Genomic DNA, 16,021 nt, shown 5'->3' on the forward strand with positions numbered 1-16,021 from the left:
AGTGGTGGTCATTGGTTTATGATTCCTATTAAGTTATCGAGGTACGATTGATGATGTCTCTATCTTAGAGAGTTTGTAACGGTTTGTAAAGGGGTTTGAAACTATTGTTACTTATACCATTGATAAGCTGAGGTTATGAAAAACCCTAGATCTCGAACTTAGGTTAGACTAAAAAGGGAAATTTAATCATAATGGCGGTTGTCATGACTATGGTAGAAAAAGTTCGTAAAACCGAGGCGGAATGGCAGGACCAGCTAACTCCCGAACAGTTCCAAGTTACTCGCAAAAAGGGAACAGAACGGGCTTTTACGGGTAAATATCACGATAATAAAGAAAAAGGTATTTACAAATGTGTCTGCTGTGGTACGGAGTTATTTACTTCTGACAGCAAGTATGATTCGGGTACTGGTTGGCCGAGTTTCTGGACCGCTACTAACGAGGCTAATATTAAGTACGAACGAGATGTTAGTTTTTTCATGGTGCGGACAGAGATTGTTTGTGCCACCTGTGATGCTCATCTCGGTCACGTTTTTAATGATGGTCCACCCCCGACGGGAAAACGCTATTGTCTCAACTCTGCCGCTTTGCAGTTTGAAAAAAATCCCTAAAGCAAAAAGAGGTCTGGAAAGACCTCTTTTTTTAAGTTCCAGTGGCAGCCAATTACAGTAAACCTGTATTAGTTCCAGGTTTGCCGGTAGCTAACTGCACTTTGACAATTTTGCCGCCCATTTTCATGATGCGTTGTTGCTCACGAAACCAATTATCGTAGGGAACGAGTTTGGTGAAATAGGTATTTTGTAATTCCCGTTGTGTCCGAATGCGGCTTTGACTTGGAACACAAGCGGTGATTTTGAACATCCGCATGGATTGATTTCTCCTAATCGCTGAAAAACTTGTCGCTCAAACTAACGAAGGCTTTTTCCTAAATTGACATCCTCACCGCCGTAAACGGACGGTGATTCCTCACCACGCCACCTTTTTAGGGTGGTCGCGTCAATGGGGTTGACGCTTCACCGAAAAACGCTTAATTGCTTAAGTCTGACACTTTCGACCCGTCCATTTAAAGTCTCCGAATGCCCTTCGGCGACTGATTTAATTTTGGTTTATACATACCGACACAGGGTATGTTTTGCCTCTAGCATGGAGTTCCCAGCGGCCGTCAGCTTCCCCTTACTCATCGTCAACCCGTTGCAGGAATTTCAACCTAGTATATTTATTCGGTCGTATCTATGATAGGGCGGGTTTTTTAGACCAGTAAGATTTTAACACAAAGCCGCCCTAAAAGGGGCAGGGTTTTCAACCCAAATTTTCGATAACAAAGGTCGGGAGTCAAGGATCAATACTAGCTCGTCAAAACCTATCTTGGACAGATTCAGCCTTTAAAGACCTAGCACTCATCCTCGGCTTCCCGAACCCTATTTTGTCCGAGTTCGTTACTTCTAGCTTAAGCCAGAGCTAATGTAGTCGAAGTAAATCCCCATTTCTTTACCCGCATCAGCACCAACTAAACTAGCGGTGACTTCTTTCATCGCTTGGATAGCTTGAACAGTGGAGGAGATGGGTACACCTAAAGAGTTGTAGGTTTCTTTCAGTCCGTTGAGAACGCGCTCGTCGAGGATAGAAGGATCTCCAGCTAACATAGCGTAGGTAGCATAACGGAGATAGTAGTCGAGGTCACGGATACAAGCGGCGTAACGACGGGTGGTGTACATATTGCCACCGGGACGGGTTACGTCAGAGTATAACAGGGACTTAGCCACAGCTTCCTTAACGATACCAGCAGCGTTGGCGCTAATGACACTAGCGGCGCGCACGCGCAGTTCACCGGTGGCGAAGTAGCCTTTCAGTTTGCCGAGAGCAGAAGCGTCAAGGTATTTGCCTTGAACGTCAGCAGAGTTGATAACAGAAGTAATTGCGTCTTGCATGGTGGTTCTTCCTTGGGTTTTGCTTAATCTTAAGAGGTTTACGAGGGGTGTGTCTAGAACAATTCACAAAGGAATTATTCTAGGACATAGAGCCGATCACGTAATCGAAGTAGGAAGAAGCTTCAGAAGCATCGTCAGAAGACATAAGACCAGTAGCAACTTCTTTCATTTCGCGAACGCTTTGAGCTACGGCACCGATGTCGGTTCCTAAAGATTTGTACATTTCACGCACACCGACCAAACCGATTTCTTCAATCGGGGTGACATCACCAGCAACTACTCCGTAGGTGATTAAACGTAGGTAGTAGTCCATGTCACGCAGACAGGTAGCGGTCATTTCTTCGCCGTAAGCGTTGCCACCGGGGGAAACGATGTCAGGACGTTTTTGGAATAAGCGATCGCCAGCTTGTTTGACGATGGTTTCGCGAGCGCCGGTCAGGGTTTCGGCGATGCGTAAACGAGCGGCACCACTGCCAACGAAGGCTTTAATTCTGTCTAGTTCGCCGGGGCTGAGGTAACGAGCTTCAGCATCAGCATTCACGATCGATTTCGTGACGATACTCATTGATGGATTCCTCCCAACTAAGTGAGATTAATAAACTTAATCTGACATTTTATAGCAGTTGTGGTCACTACGCTCAAGTTATCTCGTTTCCGCCTCAGCGTCTCAAGACTTCCCTAGCTAGAGCGACCTAACGCAACTATTTTGCGGCATCTGGTTCACCTTCTCACTATTTTCGTAATACTTTTTAACATTTGCCCGAAGAAGGGAGGACCAGAGTGGGGTGTGGGGAGTGGGGTGTGGGGAGTGGGGTGTGGGGTGTGGGGTGTGGGGTGTGGGGAGAATAAATAAAAATAATCTCCTGACGACCGACGACCGACGACCGACGACTGATTTAACCTAGCCAATTAATTGCCCCTTTAATCCAGTCTTCCGGCTGAGTATTTTTACTAAATAAAGCATCTTGACTGAGGACTGCCATAGCTCGATCGATCTCCTCCTGGCTGTATCCTAAAGCTAAAAGGGTCATCTGCACATCTTCAAGGATTGCCGCTGCCGGTAGTATTGCCGTGATTGTCGTCGTCGCTTCTCTTAGCTGTCGCCATGCTGCCAATTTAGTTTTTAACTCTAAAGCGATTCTCTCTGCTGTTTTTAAGCCGACTCCGGGGGTTTTGCTCAAAATTTTGGTATTTCCTGTCACTATCGCCACCACAAGTTCCTCAATCCCCAAGGTATCGATTAAAGCTAGGGCTAATTGCGCCCCAACTCCGTTGACGGAAAGCAGTTGACGAAACAAATCTCGCTCTGGGGCGGTGCCGAAACCGTACAATAAAGGCTGCTCCTCGCGAAGGAGTAGGTGAGTAAAAATCTGACGACTATCATTGTTATCTTTGCCGATGTCTAGGGCTAATCGCGAGGGAATTTGGATTTCGTAGGCGATCTGGTTTACGTCTAAAATTAAGATCAGTCGGTTATTGGGGGTTTTGATCACCTCGATCGCTTGTCCCCGTAAATAATTAATCATTGATTTAATTCTCCTACGAAAATAACCGAACCACAGGGATGACGGTTTTTACTCCCTGAAGGAATGCTGGGGAGATTTTCATTTTTGTTACAATTGTTAACAGAAGTGAAGGGCGTAATTGATAACCTAATCTTCTTGGCGTTAGTCCCCAATAATTGGAGAAGATACAAAATGAATGGCAACATTAGAGTCGGGAATCTCTTTGGAATTCCCTTTTATATTAATCCTTCTTGGTTCTTCGTTCTGGGGTTAATTACCTTAACCTATGGGGGAGATTTAAGTCAGTTTCCCCAGTTAACGGGAATCATGCCCTGGCTCTTAGGATTTTTTGCCGCTATTCTCCTATTTGCCTCCGTGGTTGCCCACGAATTAGGTCATAGTTTTGTTGCCATCGCCCAAGGGATTGAAGTTAAATCAATTACCCTCTTTTTATTCGGTGGGTTGGCAACTCTCGGCAGAGAATCGAAAACTCCTCTAGAAGCTTTTCTAGTAGCAATTGCTGGCCCTTTAGTTAGTTTACTGCTCTTCGGTATCTTCCTAATTATTGGTTCCAATATTAGTTTAAATGCGCCCATGGCGGCGATTCTTTCTCTGCTTGCCTATATCAACCTCGCCCTAGGGCTATTTAACCTGATCCCCGGTTTACCTTTAGATGGTGGTAATATCCTTAAAGCTATCGTTTGGCAAGTAACGGGTAATCCCAATAAAGGTGTTTTATTCGCTAGTCGTTTCGGTCAATTTTTTGGTTGGTTAGCGATTGTCATCGGTGCGCTATCAATTCTCGGAATCAGTCAATTTGGCAGTGCTTGGACGCTATTAATTGGCATTTTCCTTCTACAAAATGCTGGCTTTTCCGCTCAATCAGCTAAGGTGCAAGATTTCCTAAGTCGCTACAGTGCTAAAGATGTTATCTCTCCTAATAGTCCTGTAGTGCCGATTAATTTAACCCTGCGCGAGTTTGCTAATAATTATGTTATCGGTAAACAACAATGGTCTAAATTCCTAGTTACCGATAGCGAAGGTAAACTATTAGGAGTGATTAATGTAGAGGATATGAAAACGATTCCCACTTCCCAATGGACAGAGGTAAATATCGGCCAGTTATTACAAACTAGCGAAAGTCTCAAACTGGTTTTGTCTAATACTTCCCTCCTAGATGTGGTGAAAATTTTGGAAGGAGAAAATTTATCTCAAGTGACAGTGGTAGAAGAAAACGGCAGGGTTTTGGGATTAATTGAGAAAGCTTCTATCCTTACTTTTCTCGCCCAAGAAACCCAAAGTCAAACCGCTTAATCAGTGAGCAGTTATCAGTTATCATTTATCAGTTATCAGTGAGCAGTTATCAATTATCAATTATCAGTTATCAGCTAGAATCAGTTAGGTAAATGTAATTTTCACCTCAATATTGATGAATCAGTCTAATCGCTATCTGTTAGGATTTATCCTTGTTGTCGCCGCTTAATGTAACTTTAATTGCTCCAGAAGTTAATAACCATATACAACCAATGCTCGGAGGATCATCATCAAATTTACAAGCAAACAGATATTCTGAATTTATTAGTCTTGTAATTAATGCGAGCATTTTATACCTTATATACAAATGGTTTTCAGGAAAGTATAATTTATGAGTTATCAGTGTTAAGTTTCCGACTCGCAGAATTTTGTCTAGTATCTCCTGACTATACTGACTGTCGCATTGCTTGCCACAATTGCTCGTATTCTCGCTCGGTTGCTGGGGATAAAGGGTTTAAAAAATCGCTTTTTTTGATCGCTTCCGGATTGACAAGTAAAGGATTATTTTTAATATCTGGGGAAATTTGGTCGGGATTTTCAGTGAGAATTAGGGGTGATAATCCGGAGGTAAATAAAGAAATTTTAGTAGCGGATTCTGGTTGCCAACAAAAATCAATCCATTGCTCGACAAGAGAATTAGGAGTAGTTAAAACTGGTTTTACCCACACATCTGACCAGAGAGAAGTACCGGATTTGGGGACAACAACTTTAATTTTCTTATAGCGATCGCTCACTGGTAAAATATCATTAGACCAACCCACAGATAGCCAGACATCACCGAGTATCAGGGGTTGTAAATAATATTGAGAACTATAAAATCTTACCTGTTTTTGTAAAGCGAATAGCTGGTCTTTTAGTCCCATTACTTGTTTTAAATCACTAGAATTATAAGAATAACCCAATTTTTTTAGGTTTAAACCGATGACTTCGCGACGATTATCAATTAGGGCAATTTTACCGGTTAATTCCGGTCGCCATAGATCAGACCAATCCTGCGGTCGCCAGTCAAATTGAGCGAATTTTTCCTCATTATAGGCAATTACTGTCATTCCCCAACGGTAGGGCGCACCCCAGACTTTTCCCTCTGTTCGCGGTTGTCCTTGGGCATTGCGAGTCATGTTTTCTTGCCAACGGAGGGGCAGTTTTGACCAATTAGAGAGTTGAGAAGTATCTAGGGGTTGAATTAAGCCGTTGGTAATCGCTTTTCCTAGCCAAGCATCCCCTAGGGTGACTAAATTACCGATCGCTGGGTTTTGTTCCCTAAAAGGAATAGAATTCGAAAATTGTGAGGCTGGTTGCCCCTGATTTTTTAACCATTTTTCCAACAATTTTAATAGCTCTTTCAGCTGCCTTTCCGACTGAAAATTGACTTTTTTTCCAGCCATAGTTTTCCGAAAATCTGTTAGTAATCGTGGCGGAATCGAACCAGATAGGAGAAAAATGCTCGGCTCGCCGCTTCCAGAAGCGCAGCCACTTAAACCTCCCGCTAAGGCGATTGTACCTAATCCTTGCAAAAAAGAACGTCTGTTTAACATATCGCCCGCCGATTTTCAACTTCAACAGTAATAATTGCCAGTTTCTAGCCTTAAATTATTATAGGACGATTTTTAACAGAATGTAAACTAGGGAGTTTTGCCGCTACCGATTTCAGCTATAGATCGGCTTTGTTGTTAACTTTTATGGTAGAAAACTCTGATTTTGTCCTAGTTAAAGCTAGGATAGAAAGAGTAAGCTAAGGAGCGAGGGTATAAGACTATGTTAGACAATAATGACAATGACCAAGATTTTCGTTATTCTTGTCGTTGTGGACAAGCCAATTTTCAGTCGGTAAAACATCGATCAGGTATTTTATTAATCGGGGGAGCGGAAGGAGGTAAATTAGGAGAAGATCAGGCGACCACATGGTTATTGAATCGGGCTAAAGGCGGTAATTACTTAGTGTTGCGCTTTGGCGATCTTGGCGGTCAAGCTGATTGGATTTGCGACAATTACCGCGACCTGATCAACTCGGCGGCGGAACTATCAATTGATAGTCGTGAAGCGGCGAATAATCCTGATGTTATCGAATATATTCGTAATGCCGATATTCTTTTTTTTGCCGGTGGTGATCAAAATCAGTACGAGGATTTGTGGGAAAGCACAAAGGTGGAAACAGCGATCAATTATCTGATCAATGAGAAAAAAGTTCCCGTGGCGGGAACCAGCGCAGGAATGGCTATTCTGGGTGATTTTTACTATGCGCCTACTCACGAAGGAGTACTGAGTTCGGAAATATTAAATAATCCCTTTCACTTCAACACCAAAGACTTCTATCGGAGTGATTTTATTCGGGTTCCTTTTCTCAAAAAAGTGGTGACAGATACCCATTTGGATCGACTCAATCAAGATCATCCCGAAACAAGATATGGTCGCCTTTTTGGTTTTTTAGCCCGCAATGTACACGATAATCACAATCAACTGCCCGCCTACGCTATCGGTTTAGAAGAAGGTGCTTTTCTGGCGATCGATGACCATGGTATCGCCAAAGTCTACGGCAACGGCACCGATAAAGGACAAGATGCCTATTTTCTGCAAACTAACGGGACTCTACCCGAACAGATGGAGCCGGATCGGCCTTTAATCTGGAATAATAACGGTCAAGCGGTGAAAGTCTATCGCATCGCGGGAACTCCCTCCGGCAGCGGTAAATTTGACCTCAAGGATTGGTCTAGTGCTGCTGGCGGTCGCTGGGAATATTGGTACACTAAAGGGGGAATAGCTGGGTTTAAGCGGGTTCCATTAGCCTGAAGGTCATTTTTGTCAAAAAAGTGATTTCTATGGGTGTTATGATTAATTTTGAGGCAATAAGGAGAGTTTTTTGAGCTATGACCCCTGAATTAATCACTTTTGGTCGGTATCTCGCAGGTGAATTTGAAAATCAACGGCAAGCAGAAGCGGAACCGGTGTGGTACGTTCACCTGCGTTTATGGTTGCGTCCGCTGCCTTTATTTCGGGAAGACAGCATCGCTCTTTTTGCCGAACAGGCCAGTATAATCAATTTAGACCAACCCTACCGACCGCGACTGTGGCGATTAACGCGCTCGGAATCGGCAGGGTTAGAGGTTAGGCATTATATGTTTAATGACCTGAAATCCGTGCAAGGTGCGGGCAAAAATCCCGATATTTTGCGAAAAATTAGCTTAGAAGACCTAACTTTCCTGCCTACCTGCACTTTAGCGGTCAAAGTCAATACTCTCGCTGATAATCAATACCAGTTTATCGCCCAACCGCAACCGGAACAGCGCTGTCAATTCACCTATGAGGGTACAACCTATCAGGTGGCTTTAGGTTTCGAGGTGACGAGTCATAGCCTAAAAACCTACGATAAAGGCCTAGATCCCGGCACTGGTAAGGGAATTTGGGGCGCTCTGCTCGGTCCCTATCAATACGAGAAAAAACGGGATTTTTCGGCAGAATTGGAGGTGTGAGGAAGATTGCATCACATTAGGTCAAAATGACGGCAGATGACACCGCAAAGAGCCGCTAAAGCGGTAATTCCTAAAGCTGTACCGATGTCTTGTCCTTGATTGACAGCAAAAGAAGTGACGATTCCCGCACCTAAACCGGCTGTGATTGCCGCTCCGAGAAAATCTTTATCCGAGTTTTTATACATAGAGATAAGGCCAAATTTCGACAAAATCGTGTTTTTTACCTTATCATCCTCTTTTGAGCAACTAATCACCCGGGGGCGGAATTGCAATTAAGCTTTAGATTTAGCCACGTTTCTTAACATTAGACCTCCGGCAAAAATCAAAAATCTTCCGTTAGGTGAGGAGACTCTGAGATAGGAGACGGTCGCCAGGAGGAGAAAAAAGACAATAGACAACTATGCCATTCATAAAACCTAAGATTATGTCAAATTTATCTGGTTTTTTGGGTATTTTGACCTGATAGCGGCTCGAGAACTTACTTTTGCAGGAGGTCTATTAAGTTGGGTAAGATAGATAGGAGGTAAAATCGATGAAATTAGCTAAAATCTCTTTTTATGGCTTTTTAACTCTGATTATCTCCCTTTTGCTAATACTGAGTTTTGTTAATGCCAGCAAAGCACAATCGGATACGGCGGTAAGATCGGAGTTAATTAGTCTCCGCAATCGAGTCGAGCGCCTTGAAAGTCAGATTCGAGGAATATCCATCCGCGGGGAAAATGCCGCTCCGATTCCCCAACGGCGATCGGGAACGGGTATAGTAAATGGGGAAGTAGTCGGGGAAAGTGACCCACTGTTCCAGCGTTTAGCCACTTTAGTAATTGAACTAAAGGAAGATTTAAAAAAGCTAGAGCAACGGGTGCAAATCTTAGAAAAAGAAACCGTTAGCCAGAAATCGTAGTCAATTGATGCTATAACGATCGAAAGTTAAATTGATCTCAACTATGCAGTTAATTGATTATGTAATTATCCTGCTTTATCTGGCAGGAACCCTAATAATCGGGATTATAGCCGAGAAAAAAGCTTCTCAAGGTCTAGAATCCTACTTTTTAGGTAATCGCAATTTGCCCTGGTGGATGTTAGGGGTGTCGGGAATGGCGGCTAACACCGATTTAGCGGGAACTATGGTCATTTCTGCCCTAATTTACGCCGTCGGCCCCAAAGGATTATTTATCGAAATCCGCGGCGGTGTTGTCCTAATTATGGCCTTTCTCATGGCTTTTATGGGCAAATGGAATCGCCGCGCCCAAGTTATGACCATGGCGGAATGGATGCAATTTCGCTTTGGAACTGGAAAACAGGGGAATTTTGCCCGAATTATTAGCGCCGTCGCCACTCTCTTATTCTCTATCGGTGCGATGAGTTATTTCTCCGTTGCGGGGGGGAAATTTTTAGGGCAGTTTCTGGGTATGGATGATCGTCTTGCTTCGGTGATATTAATTCTTTTAACGTTAATTTATACAGTCGCCAGTGGTTTTTATGGTGGGGTAATTACCGATTTATTTCAAGGATTTCTGATTTTTGTGGCGGTAATTTATGTATCGACAGTGGCTTTTTTTACTGTCAATCTTCCTGATAGTTTCACGGTAGCAATTCCGGGGGCAGCGGAGCCAAAAACTTGGAATTTAAGCGACTGGGCTAGTATTTTTCCTTCGATGACTTTGGATTTACCCGGAGATTATGCCATCTTTAATTTGTTTGGTGGGGTGATTTTCTTTTATTTAGTTAAAACCATCATCGAAGGTTGCAGCGGCAGCGGTGGTTATATGTTACAACGATACCTAGCGGCCAAAAGCGATCGAGATGCCGGTTTATTATCTTTATTCTGGATTATTCTGCTTTCTTTCCGTTGGCCGCTAGTCACAGCTTTTGCGGTTTTAGGTATTCACTATGGTTTAACTAAAGGCACGATTACAGATCCAGAAAGAATTCTGGCCACGGTGATTACTCAATATATTCCTGTGGGGATGAAAGGGTTATTAATTGCTGCTTTTTTAGCGGCAGCTATGTCCACTTTTAATGCGGTTATTAACGCTAGTGCTGCCTATTGGGTCAAAGATATCTATCAAGCTTTTTTGAAACCAAATGCGGGAGAACAGGAGTTAGTTTTTCAAGGTCGTCTGGCCTCGGTTTTTGTGGTCGTAATTGGCTTAGTTTTGAGTTTTAATATCCAAAATGTCAATGATATTTGGGGTTGGTTAACCACGGGATTAGGGGTGGGATTAGCAGTTCCTCTCCTATTACGTTGGTATTGGTGGCGCTTTAATGGTTATGGTTTTGCCGTGGGAACTTTAGCGGGAATGATTGCGGCTATTGCCTCACAAGTGATAATTTTACCTTTCTTTCGTCACAGTCAATATCAGGAATATATTCTCTTTCTTGTGCCGAGTTTGTTCGCTTTAGCTGGCTGTATTATCGCTACTTTGTTAACTCCTCCCACCGATAGTTTAGTCATGGAAAATTTCTATAATGTTACCCGACCTTTTGGCTTTTGGGGAGAAGTCCGTCAAAGTGTTAAACCTAACCTACAGGCAAAAATTAAAGCGGAAAATCAACGGGATATCATAGCCGCTTTTCTCACCGTTCCTTGGCAATTAGTCCTGTTTATGATGGGGATTGTTTTAATCATTAAGCAGTGGCAAAGTTTGAAGATTTTGGCTTTGGTTTTTCTTTTACTTTCCATCGGTCTCTATTTTACTTGGTATCGACATTTATCTAAGGAAATTACCGTCACTAAAGACAGAGATTTAGGTTAGGCAGTTCAGGAGACAGGAGACGGGAGGCAGCTATCAGTTTTTTTCCTGCTCCCCCTGAATGGTTACTCTGTTTCTAGTTGATAATCCTGTCAATTTATGGAAACCCTGAAAATTTAAATTTTTGAATCGGAGAGTTATATTATGATTAAAATATCTATTTTAAATCTCAATATTATGTTAGGATTGTTAAATGCAGGTGTAACTATTTGACAGTCGTAGAATTTCGTAAACTATTATGATTGCGATAAAATTTTCGACTCAGCCCTAGATTTGATGATTAATTACATAAGCTTTAAAAACAGGATTCAAACACAATAAAGCGTTTTCATCTTTTGCCACTATTATTCGTCTGATTAGAGATTGAATTACTTTCAAAGAATCTGTATAAGCTAGAGAAGTTTGGTCGATCATTTCTTTAATAGAAATAGGTTGATTAAAATTTGCTAATTCTGTTAGCATTAGTTTCTCTGATTCTGTTAAACTTTGCAAAATACTTAATAAAGTCTGCTCTAAAGTTTCTTCGGCAATCGGGTATTTAATCTCCAAAAAGTCAGCAACCTTACCTAAAAATGTCTCTTGAATAAAACTAGCAACTAATTCTAACCAAAGAGGATGACCTTGATAACATTTAATTAAGGCTTCCCAACTGTCTTCATTTAATAGATTATGATGGCGCAAAATTTCTATGGCATCTTCTCCTAAACCTTCTATGATTAATGTTTTAATGAATTTATTTTTCTGCACCAAAAAAGTCGTATCAATAGGTTTTTCTTGACTCAACAACAGTAAACAGCTTTGATGATTGACTTCAGCAATGCTTTTAAACAATAGTTGATAATCTTGGTACTCTTTTTGATAATTACCTGCTAGTTTTTTAGAATCAAATAGACTTTGTAAATCATCAAGAATAATCAAACAGCGATGGCTTTTTATTAACTCTAAGAATAAATTTAATTTCTTGTCAAGACTTTGAGAGAGCTTTAATTGAGGATTGATAGAGGGTAAAATTTCACTTAAAAGTTCATCTAATTTTGGACAAAAATACAAACTTCTGCGAATAACATAATTAAAACTATTTTTGATTTTATCAACCAGTTTCAAAGAAAGGGTGGTTTTACCAATTCCTTTTAAACCTAACACAGTAACCAAACGGTATTTCTCCGCAACTATCCAAGTTTCTAGATTATTTAATTCGGCAACTCTCCCATAAAATTGAGTTATTTCAGGAATATGACCTAAATCTAAATAAGGTTGATCGCGCTGGATTTCAGAGTGATAATTATTATTATTGAGGGAAAATGGATTATGATCACAAATATGAACATTATTAAAAGAGACTAAATCTCGTCCCATATTATTATTTATAAAGCTATGTTTCTTTAAAACTGCTCTAATATTTGATTTAGTAATATCTTCCCCTAAAACTTCTGACAAAATTTTCCATAATTCTGAAGCACTATCTCGAATATGACCTTCACTAAGATGAGATTCTTTGGCAACTTCTGAGTATTTGTAACCTTCTAAGGTCCCTTGCAAGATAGTTTTTTGAAGATAGTCTAGATGTTGATCTGTTTTGGCAAAAACCAACTCATCTAAGAGATTTAACACCGTATTAGATAGATTAGCTTGAAACATGGACTATAGATTAGGTAAGTTTTTTACTTATTTTAGCTGATATTTCCGATATTTCAGATCAATTGTTTGGCTGTAAGTTCCGACTTTTCCGACTGACTAAACTCAAGACTACGATGTATCCTAAGTAATTAAGCAGTTTCAAGGCTTTATTTAGCCAATCTAAAGAAAATGTGTGATAGTACAGATTTTAGTATATCAGCAATAACATTTTTGTACTACTGTTGGCTGATTATTTAAGTTATAGCGGTTCTCGCATCTGCGAGGCACACTTTAACCTTTGTTGATTAAGCTTTTCAGGATTGAGAATGTACCTCTTGTGAACAGGAAACGCTATAGATGTACATTAAATCTATAGAGGAGTAGATTTTGCTGATTTTTCGACCTTATAAAATTTACTAAATAGAGGACAATGAAATGATAAAAATTGCCAAGTTGTCAATTATCCTAAGTCTAATGTTATCTTTAACGTCCTGTGATCAAGCTTTTTACGATAAGCAACAGCAGGAATCAAAAATTGCTCAAATGCGTGATGCGTTAGAGGTTGCTTTAGAGGCTAATTTAAAATATAGAGAAGCCGATGTCAATTGCTGATGGTTCAATAGCAATTTAACATCTAAAATTATTATGATCCCTTTAAACAAAGATGTTATTGATGCTACTGTAGCCTATAAAGTAGCCTTAGAAAATCTTGCGGAGGATGAAAAAAATAAACTTTTGCAAAAGAGTTATCAGCATTTTCTCAGAGGAAATACTGCTACTTTTGTCATAATGATTATTAATAATGATACACTCGAACATGGAAAAAATTTAATTTACTTTAATGATTTTAGAGAAGATGTCATTTTACTTAGTGAAAGTCAAAGAGTTCATAAGCTGAAGAATTATGACACTAATTTATCAACTTTTTTGAGTCCAGGTTTAAACATGGGATATGTTTCTTTTGAAAACTTTAGAAATGATCAAGATAAAGATGGTTTTATGGATACTTACACAATTCGTCTTGATCGTCTTATTTTAACCTGTAGTAACCAACAAAAAAATTACCAAACAATAGCCCTCCGTTTTGATGAATCAGAAGTTCATTTTGTCGATTTAATTGCTCAAGGTATGAGCAAAGAAGATATTAGAAATAAATGGGTTGCTGAACCTTATCAAGATGTTGGCTTAAAAGCTAATGACGTAGCAAATTTATTAGTTTTTGTGATTAAAATCTTATAGATTTTAACTATTGTCGAAGATTACATTATTATAAATATCTGCTATCTCTACCTCAACCCGCAAATATTTTAAAGTTATTATAGGAAGATTTTTATAAGCTTTTAAAAACCCGCAATCGCCTTCTTTTTGAAACTGTTCAATATAACATTTTTCCTGAGAAATTAATAAATATTCCTGAAAAGTTGGAATGGTTCGATAAGCAGTAAATTTATCTTCTTGATCATAATTAAAAGTATCTGTGCGTCTTTCTTGATAAGTCAGAGGTTCAGACATTACCATAATATCAGGATAAGTGGCCATTCGCCGCTCAGGTATCCATAAACGCTGAACAGTGACAAAAACGGCATAACATTGATTTGTGAGCGCGGTATATAAAGCCACTAATAAATTAGCAATAATGCGATTATTAGTCGGTGTTCCTACTATCATAGCAATAATTTTTCCATCAACCTATTCATGAGGAGTTTGTGATTGTATTTCTGGCTCAAAATATACTGTTTACTGTTTACTCGACCGAATCTAAAACCTAATTGGTTAAGCTAAAAGCTTTGATGTGCTTAGTTTCTAACCTTCTTTTTAGGCAGGAGAATTGTCAGACTCTTTCTTTTGCCTGTTGTCTGTTGCCTTTTGCCTTCAGAAGCTGATCACTGAAAAGTCTCCCCAAACCCTCACCGCTCAAGGAATTAGAAGTTTCACAGCATAATTAGGAGAGATACCTTGACTTTTGCGGCGGCTTGGGTTATGATTTTCTTACAATGGGACTGTTGTGTTTATGGTTAAGTGCTAAGATTTCCATTATTAGTAAACTGTTTTAAAAATATTTTCCCAAAATCTGCCAAAAAAAGCAAGCAAAATTTTGCCGTCAATTGTTAAGTTTTGTTAAGAAAAATAGCAAGAGCGGCAAGGAATAGAAATCCCTTACCGTTGACTTTGGCCGGACTCACCACTTCTTATAGGGTAAAAACTTACCCGACATAGTAATTTTAACGCGATCGCCTTTAGGGTCTTCCTCCTTATCCACGTCGAGGGTAAAATCGATCGCACTCATAATACCATCGCCGAATTTTTCATGAATCACCGATTTTAGTGGCATTCCATACACCTGCATGATCTCGTAGAAACGATAAATCAGGGGGTCGGTGGGGACAACAGGACCCAATCCCTTGACAGGATACTCGGTTAAGGATGCGACGATTTCGGTTCCCAGTCCCAAAGCTGCCACAATTTTCGTTGCTTCTTCTAGGGAGGCGCTCGCTTGCCGGTAAAAAACAGCGGCAATCCACACCTCATCTCGTCCTAGAATCGCTTCTAGGTCAGCGAAACTCAGGCCTTTTTCCTTCTTCGCTTCCAATAGTTTTGCGGTAATTTCGGGTATCATTGCTTATTTTTGCAGAATTTGTCTGCTTCTAGTTTACCTGAACATCAATTATATAAGTAAAAGTTATGACATTGATAAAAAAATATTCCTTAAAACCCCTTTACATAACTATAAAAAGCCGATAGTATTAACTCATGTCAAACAACGAACCTTGACAACCTAATACATACAGAAATTATCCAACCATGACTACAACTCTACAACAGCGCGAGAGCGCTTCCCTGTGGGAGCAGTTCTGTCAGTGGATCACCAGCACCAACAACCGTCTTTATGTCGGTTGGTTCGGTGTCATCATGATCCCCACCCTGCTCACCGCCACCACCTGCTTCATCATCGCCTTTATCGCCGCTCCTCCTGTAGATATCGACGGTATCCGCGAGCCTGTAGCCGGTTCTCTACTCTACGGAAACAACATCATCTCTGGTGCGGTTGTTCCCTCCTCCAACGCAATTGGACTCCACTTTTACCCCATCTGGGAAGCTGCTTCCTTAGATGAGTGGTTATACAACGGTGGTCCCTACCAGTTAGTCATTTTCCACTTCTTACTAGGTGTTTTCTGCTACCTCGGTCGTCAGTGGGAACTCTCTTTCCGTTTAGGAATGCGTCCTTGGATCTGTGTAGCTTACTCGGCACCTGTATCCGCCGCTACTGCTGTATTCTTAATCTACCCCATCGGACAAGGTTCCTTCTCTGATGGTATGCCTTTAGGAATCTCTGGAACCTTCAACTTTATGTTCGTGTTCCAAGCAGAACATAACATCCTGATGCACCCCTTCCATATGTTAGGTGTTGCTGGTGTGTTCGGCGGTTCCTTGTTCAGTGC

The 16,021-nt window shown here is 40.7% G+C and carries 18 protein-coding genes; 9 read left to right on the forward strand and 9 right to left on the reverse strand.

Going from position 1 to position 16,021, the window contains the following annotated elements:
• Positions 1 to 191: 191 nt before the first annotated feature.
• Positions 192 to 608, forward strand: coding sequence for a peptide-methionine (R)-S-oxide reductase MsrB (gene msrB, locus IM500_RS00380; protein ID WP_190722000.1), 417 nt, complete (start codon positions 192 to 194; stop codon positions 606 to 608).
• 52 nt (positions 609 to 660) lie between these two features.
• On the opposite strand, the gene IM500_RS00385 is transcribed toward msrB, so the two are convergent.
• The 4 genes from IM500_RS00385 to ruvA form a co-directional block, all read right to left on the reverse strand.
• The gene (locus IM500_RS00385; RefSeq protein WP_002739162.1) at positions 661 to 864 is read right to left on the reverse strand and encodes a phycobilisome linker polypeptide; all 204 of its coding nucleotides are present in this window, start codon (positions 862 to 864) and stop codon (positions 661 to 663) included.
• Between the two features lie 575 nt (positions 865 to 1,439).
• A complete protein-coding gene (apcB, locus tag IM500_RS00390) occupies positions 1,440 to 1,925 on the reverse strand; it encodes an allophycocyanin subunit beta (protein ID WP_002738786.1) in 486 nt (161 codons plus the stop codon).
• 79 nt (positions 1,926 to 2,004) lie between these two features.
• Positions 2,005 to 2,490 carry an allophycocyanin subunit alpha gene (gene apcA / locus IM500_RS00395; RefSeq protein WP_002739012.1) on the reverse strand — a complete coding sequence of 162 codons (486 nt, stop codon included), beginning with the start codon at positions 2,488 to 2,490 and terminating at the stop codon, positions 2,005 to 2,007.
• A gap of 331 nt (positions 2,491 to 2,821) precedes the next feature.
• The gene (gene ruvA / locus IM500_RS00400) at positions 2,822 to 3,451 is read right to left on the reverse strand and encodes a Holliday junction branch migration protein RuvA (RefSeq protein WP_190722001.1); all 630 of its coding nucleotides are present in this window, start codon (positions 3,449 to 3,451) and stop codon (positions 2,822 to 2,824) included.
• Positions 3,452 to 3,622: 171 nt separating this feature from the next.
• Between ruvA and IM500_RS00405 the strand changes: the two genes are divergently transcribed.
• Positions 3,623 to 4,744, forward strand: coding sequence for a site-2 protease family protein (locus IM500_RS00405; protein WP_502882345.1), 1,122 nt, complete (start codon positions 3,623 to 3,625; stop codon positions 4,742 to 4,744).
• A gap of 386 nt (positions 4,745 to 5,130) precedes the next feature.
• Here the strand turns inward: IM500_RS00405 and IM500_RS00410 are convergent, their stop codons facing one another.
• Positions 5,131 to 6,279: a substrate-binding domain-containing protein gene (locus tag IM500_RS00410; RefSeq protein ID WP_190722003.1), complete on the reverse strand. Its 1,149-nt coding sequence runs from the start codon at positions 6,277 to 6,279 to the stop codon at positions 5,131 to 5,133.
• Positions 6,280 to 6,499: 220 nt separating this feature from the next.
• Between IM500_RS00410 and IM500_RS00415 the strand changes: the two genes are divergently transcribed.
• Together IM500_RS00415 and IM500_RS00420 are read left to right on the forward strand one after the other, a co-directional pair.
• The gene (locus IM500_RS00415) at positions 6,500 to 7,531 is read left to right on the forward strand and encodes a cyanophycinase (RefSeq protein ID WP_190722004.1); all 1,032 of its coding nucleotides are present in this window, start codon (positions 6,500 to 6,502) and stop codon (positions 7,529 to 7,531) included.
• A gap of 77 nt (positions 7,532 to 7,608) precedes the next feature.
• The gene (locus IM500_RS00420; protein WP_287737368.1) at positions 7,609 to 8,211 is read left to right on the forward strand and encodes a chromophore lyase CpcT/CpeT; all 603 of its coding nucleotides are present in this window, start codon (positions 7,609 to 7,611) and stop codon (positions 8,209 to 8,211) included.
• 11 nt (positions 8,212 to 8,222) lie between these two features.
• Here IM500_RS00420 and IM500_RS00425 read toward each other — a convergent pair whose 3' ends face one another.
• Positions 8,223 to 8,396: a hypothetical protein gene (locus IM500_RS00425; protein ID WP_002791720.1), complete on the reverse strand. Its 174-nt coding sequence runs from the start codon at positions 8,394 to 8,396 to the stop codon at positions 8,223 to 8,225.
• Between the two features lie 347 nt (positions 8,397 to 8,743).
• Between IM500_RS00425 and IM500_RS00430 the strand changes: the two genes are divergently transcribed.
• Both IM500_RS00430 and IM500_RS00435 read left to right on the forward strand, forming a co-directional pair.
• A complete protein-coding gene (locus tag IM500_RS00430) occupies positions 8,744 to 9,112 on the forward strand; it encodes a hypothetical protein (RefSeq protein WP_004163447.1) in 369 nt (122 codons plus the stop codon).
• Between the two features lie 43 nt (positions 9,113 to 9,155).
• Entirely contained in the window at positions 9,156 to 10,967 is a 1,812-nt protein-coding gene (locus IM500_RS00435; RefSeq protein WP_287737369.1) for a sodium:solute symporter family protein, read from the forward strand.
• Positions 10,968 to 11,231: 264 nt separating this feature from the next.
• On the opposite strand, the gene IM500_RS00440 is transcribed toward IM500_RS00435, so the two are convergent.
• Entirely contained in the window at positions 11,232 to 12,602 is a 1,371-nt protein-coding gene (locus tag IM500_RS00440; RefSeq protein ID WP_149979659.1) for a helix-turn-helix domain-containing protein, read from the reverse strand.
• 453 nt (positions 12,603 to 13,055) lie between these two features.
• On the opposite strand from IM500_RS00440, the gene IM500_RS00445 reads away from it, so the two are divergent.
• Positions 13,056 to 13,193: a hypothetical protein gene (locus IM500_RS00445; protein ID WP_287737370.1), complete on the forward strand. Its 138-nt coding sequence runs from the start codon at positions 13,056 to 13,058 to the stop codon at positions 13,191 to 13,193.
• 33 nt (positions 13,194 to 13,226) lie between these two features.
• Positions 13,227 to 13,820: a hypothetical protein gene (locus IM500_RS00450; protein WP_287737372.1), complete on the forward strand. Its 594-nt coding sequence runs from the start codon at positions 13,227 to 13,229 to the stop codon at positions 13,818 to 13,820.
• Positions 13,821 to 13,823: 3 nt separating this feature from the next.
• On the opposite strand, the gene IM500_RS00455 is transcribed toward IM500_RS00450, so the two are convergent.
• Both IM500_RS00455 and cynS read right to left on the reverse strand, forming a co-directional pair.
• Positions 13,824 to 14,258, reverse strand: coding sequence for a Uma2 family endonuclease (locus tag IM500_RS00455; RefSeq protein ID WP_223211750.1), 435 nt, complete (start codon positions 14,256 to 14,258; stop codon positions 13,824 to 13,826).
• A gap of 502 nt (positions 14,259 to 14,760) precedes the next feature.
• A complete protein-coding gene (gene cynS / locus IM500_RS00460; protein WP_012264521.1) occupies positions 14,761 to 15,198 on the reverse strand; it encodes a cyanase in 438 nt (145 codons plus the stop codon).
• A gap of 185 nt (positions 15,199 to 15,383) precedes the next feature.
• Between cynS and IM500_RS00465 the strand changes: the two genes are divergently transcribed.
• The coding region (locus IM500_RS00465; RefSeq protein ID WP_502882346.1) for a photosynthetic reaction center family protein at positions 15,384 to 16,021 on the forward strand (638 nt) is incomplete at its 3' end.

It is taken from the genome of Microcystis sp. M179S2 (genome assembly GCF_020245805.1).
GTDB lineage: Bacteria > Cyanobacteriota > Cyanobacteriia > Cyanobacteriales > Microcystaceae > Microcystis > Microcystis aeruginosa.

Bases quoted from the DNA above. Each gene is read 5' to 3' on its own strand.
- msrB (WP_190722000.1), top strand. From the start codon at position 192: ATGGCGGTTGTCATGACTATGGTAGAAAAAGTTCGTAAAACCGAGGCG.
- IM500_RS00385 (WP_002739162.1), bottom strand. From the start codon at position 864: ATGCGGATGTTCAAAATCACCGCTTGTGTTCCAAGTCAAAGCCGCATT.
- apcB (WP_002738786.1), bottom strand. From the start codon at position 1,925: ATGCAAGACGCAATTACTTCTGTTATCAACTCTGCTGACGTTCAAGGC.
- apcA (WP_002739012.1), bottom strand. From the start codon at position 2,490: ATGAGTATCGTCACGAAATCGATCGTGAATGCTGATGCTGAAGCTCGT.
- ruvA (WP_190722001.1), bottom strand. From the start codon at position 3,451: ATGATTAATTATTTACGGGGACAAGCGATCGAGGTGATCAAAACCCCC.
- IM500_RS00405 (WP_502882345.1), top strand. From the start codon at position 3,623: ATGAATGGCAACATTAGAGTCGGGAATCTCTTTGGAATTCCCTTTTAT.
- IM500_RS00410 (WP_190722003.1), bottom strand. From the start codon at position 6,279: ATGTTAAACAGACGTTCTTTTTTGCAAGGATTAGGTACAATCGCCTTA.
- IM500_RS00415 (WP_190722004.1), top strand. From the start codon at position 6,500: ATGTTAGACAATAATGACAATGACCAAGATTTTCGTTATTCTTGTCGT.
- IM500_RS00420 (WP_287737368.1), top strand. From the start codon at position 7,609: ATGACCCCTGAATTAATCACTTTTGGTCGGTATCTCGCAGGTGAATTT.
- IM500_RS00425 (WP_002791720.1), bottom strand. From the start codon at position 8,396: ATGTATAAAAACTCGGATAAAGATTTTCTCGGAGCGGCAATCACAGCC.
- IM500_RS00430 (WP_004163447.1), top strand. From the start codon at position 8,744: ATGAAATTAGCTAAAATCTCTTTTTATGGCTTTTTAACTCTGATTATC.
- IM500_RS00435 (WP_287737369.1), top strand. From the start codon at position 9,156: ATGCAGTTAATTGATTATGTAATTATCCTGCTTTATCTGGCAGGAACC.
- IM500_RS00440 (WP_149979659.1), bottom strand. From the start codon at position 12,602: ATGTTTCAAGCTAATCTATCTAATACGGTGTTAAATCTCTTAGATGAG.
- IM500_RS00445 (WP_287737370.1), top strand. From the start codon at position 13,056: ATGTTATCTTTAACGTCCTGTGATCAAGCTTTTTACGATAAGCAACAG.
- IM500_RS00450 (WP_287737372.1), top strand. From the start codon at position 13,227: ATGATCCCTTTAAACAAAGATGTTATTGATGCTACTGTAGCCTATAAA.
- cynS (WP_012264521.1), bottom strand. From the start codon at position 15,198: ATGATACCCGAAATTACCGCAAAACTATTGGAAGCGAAGAAGGAAAAA.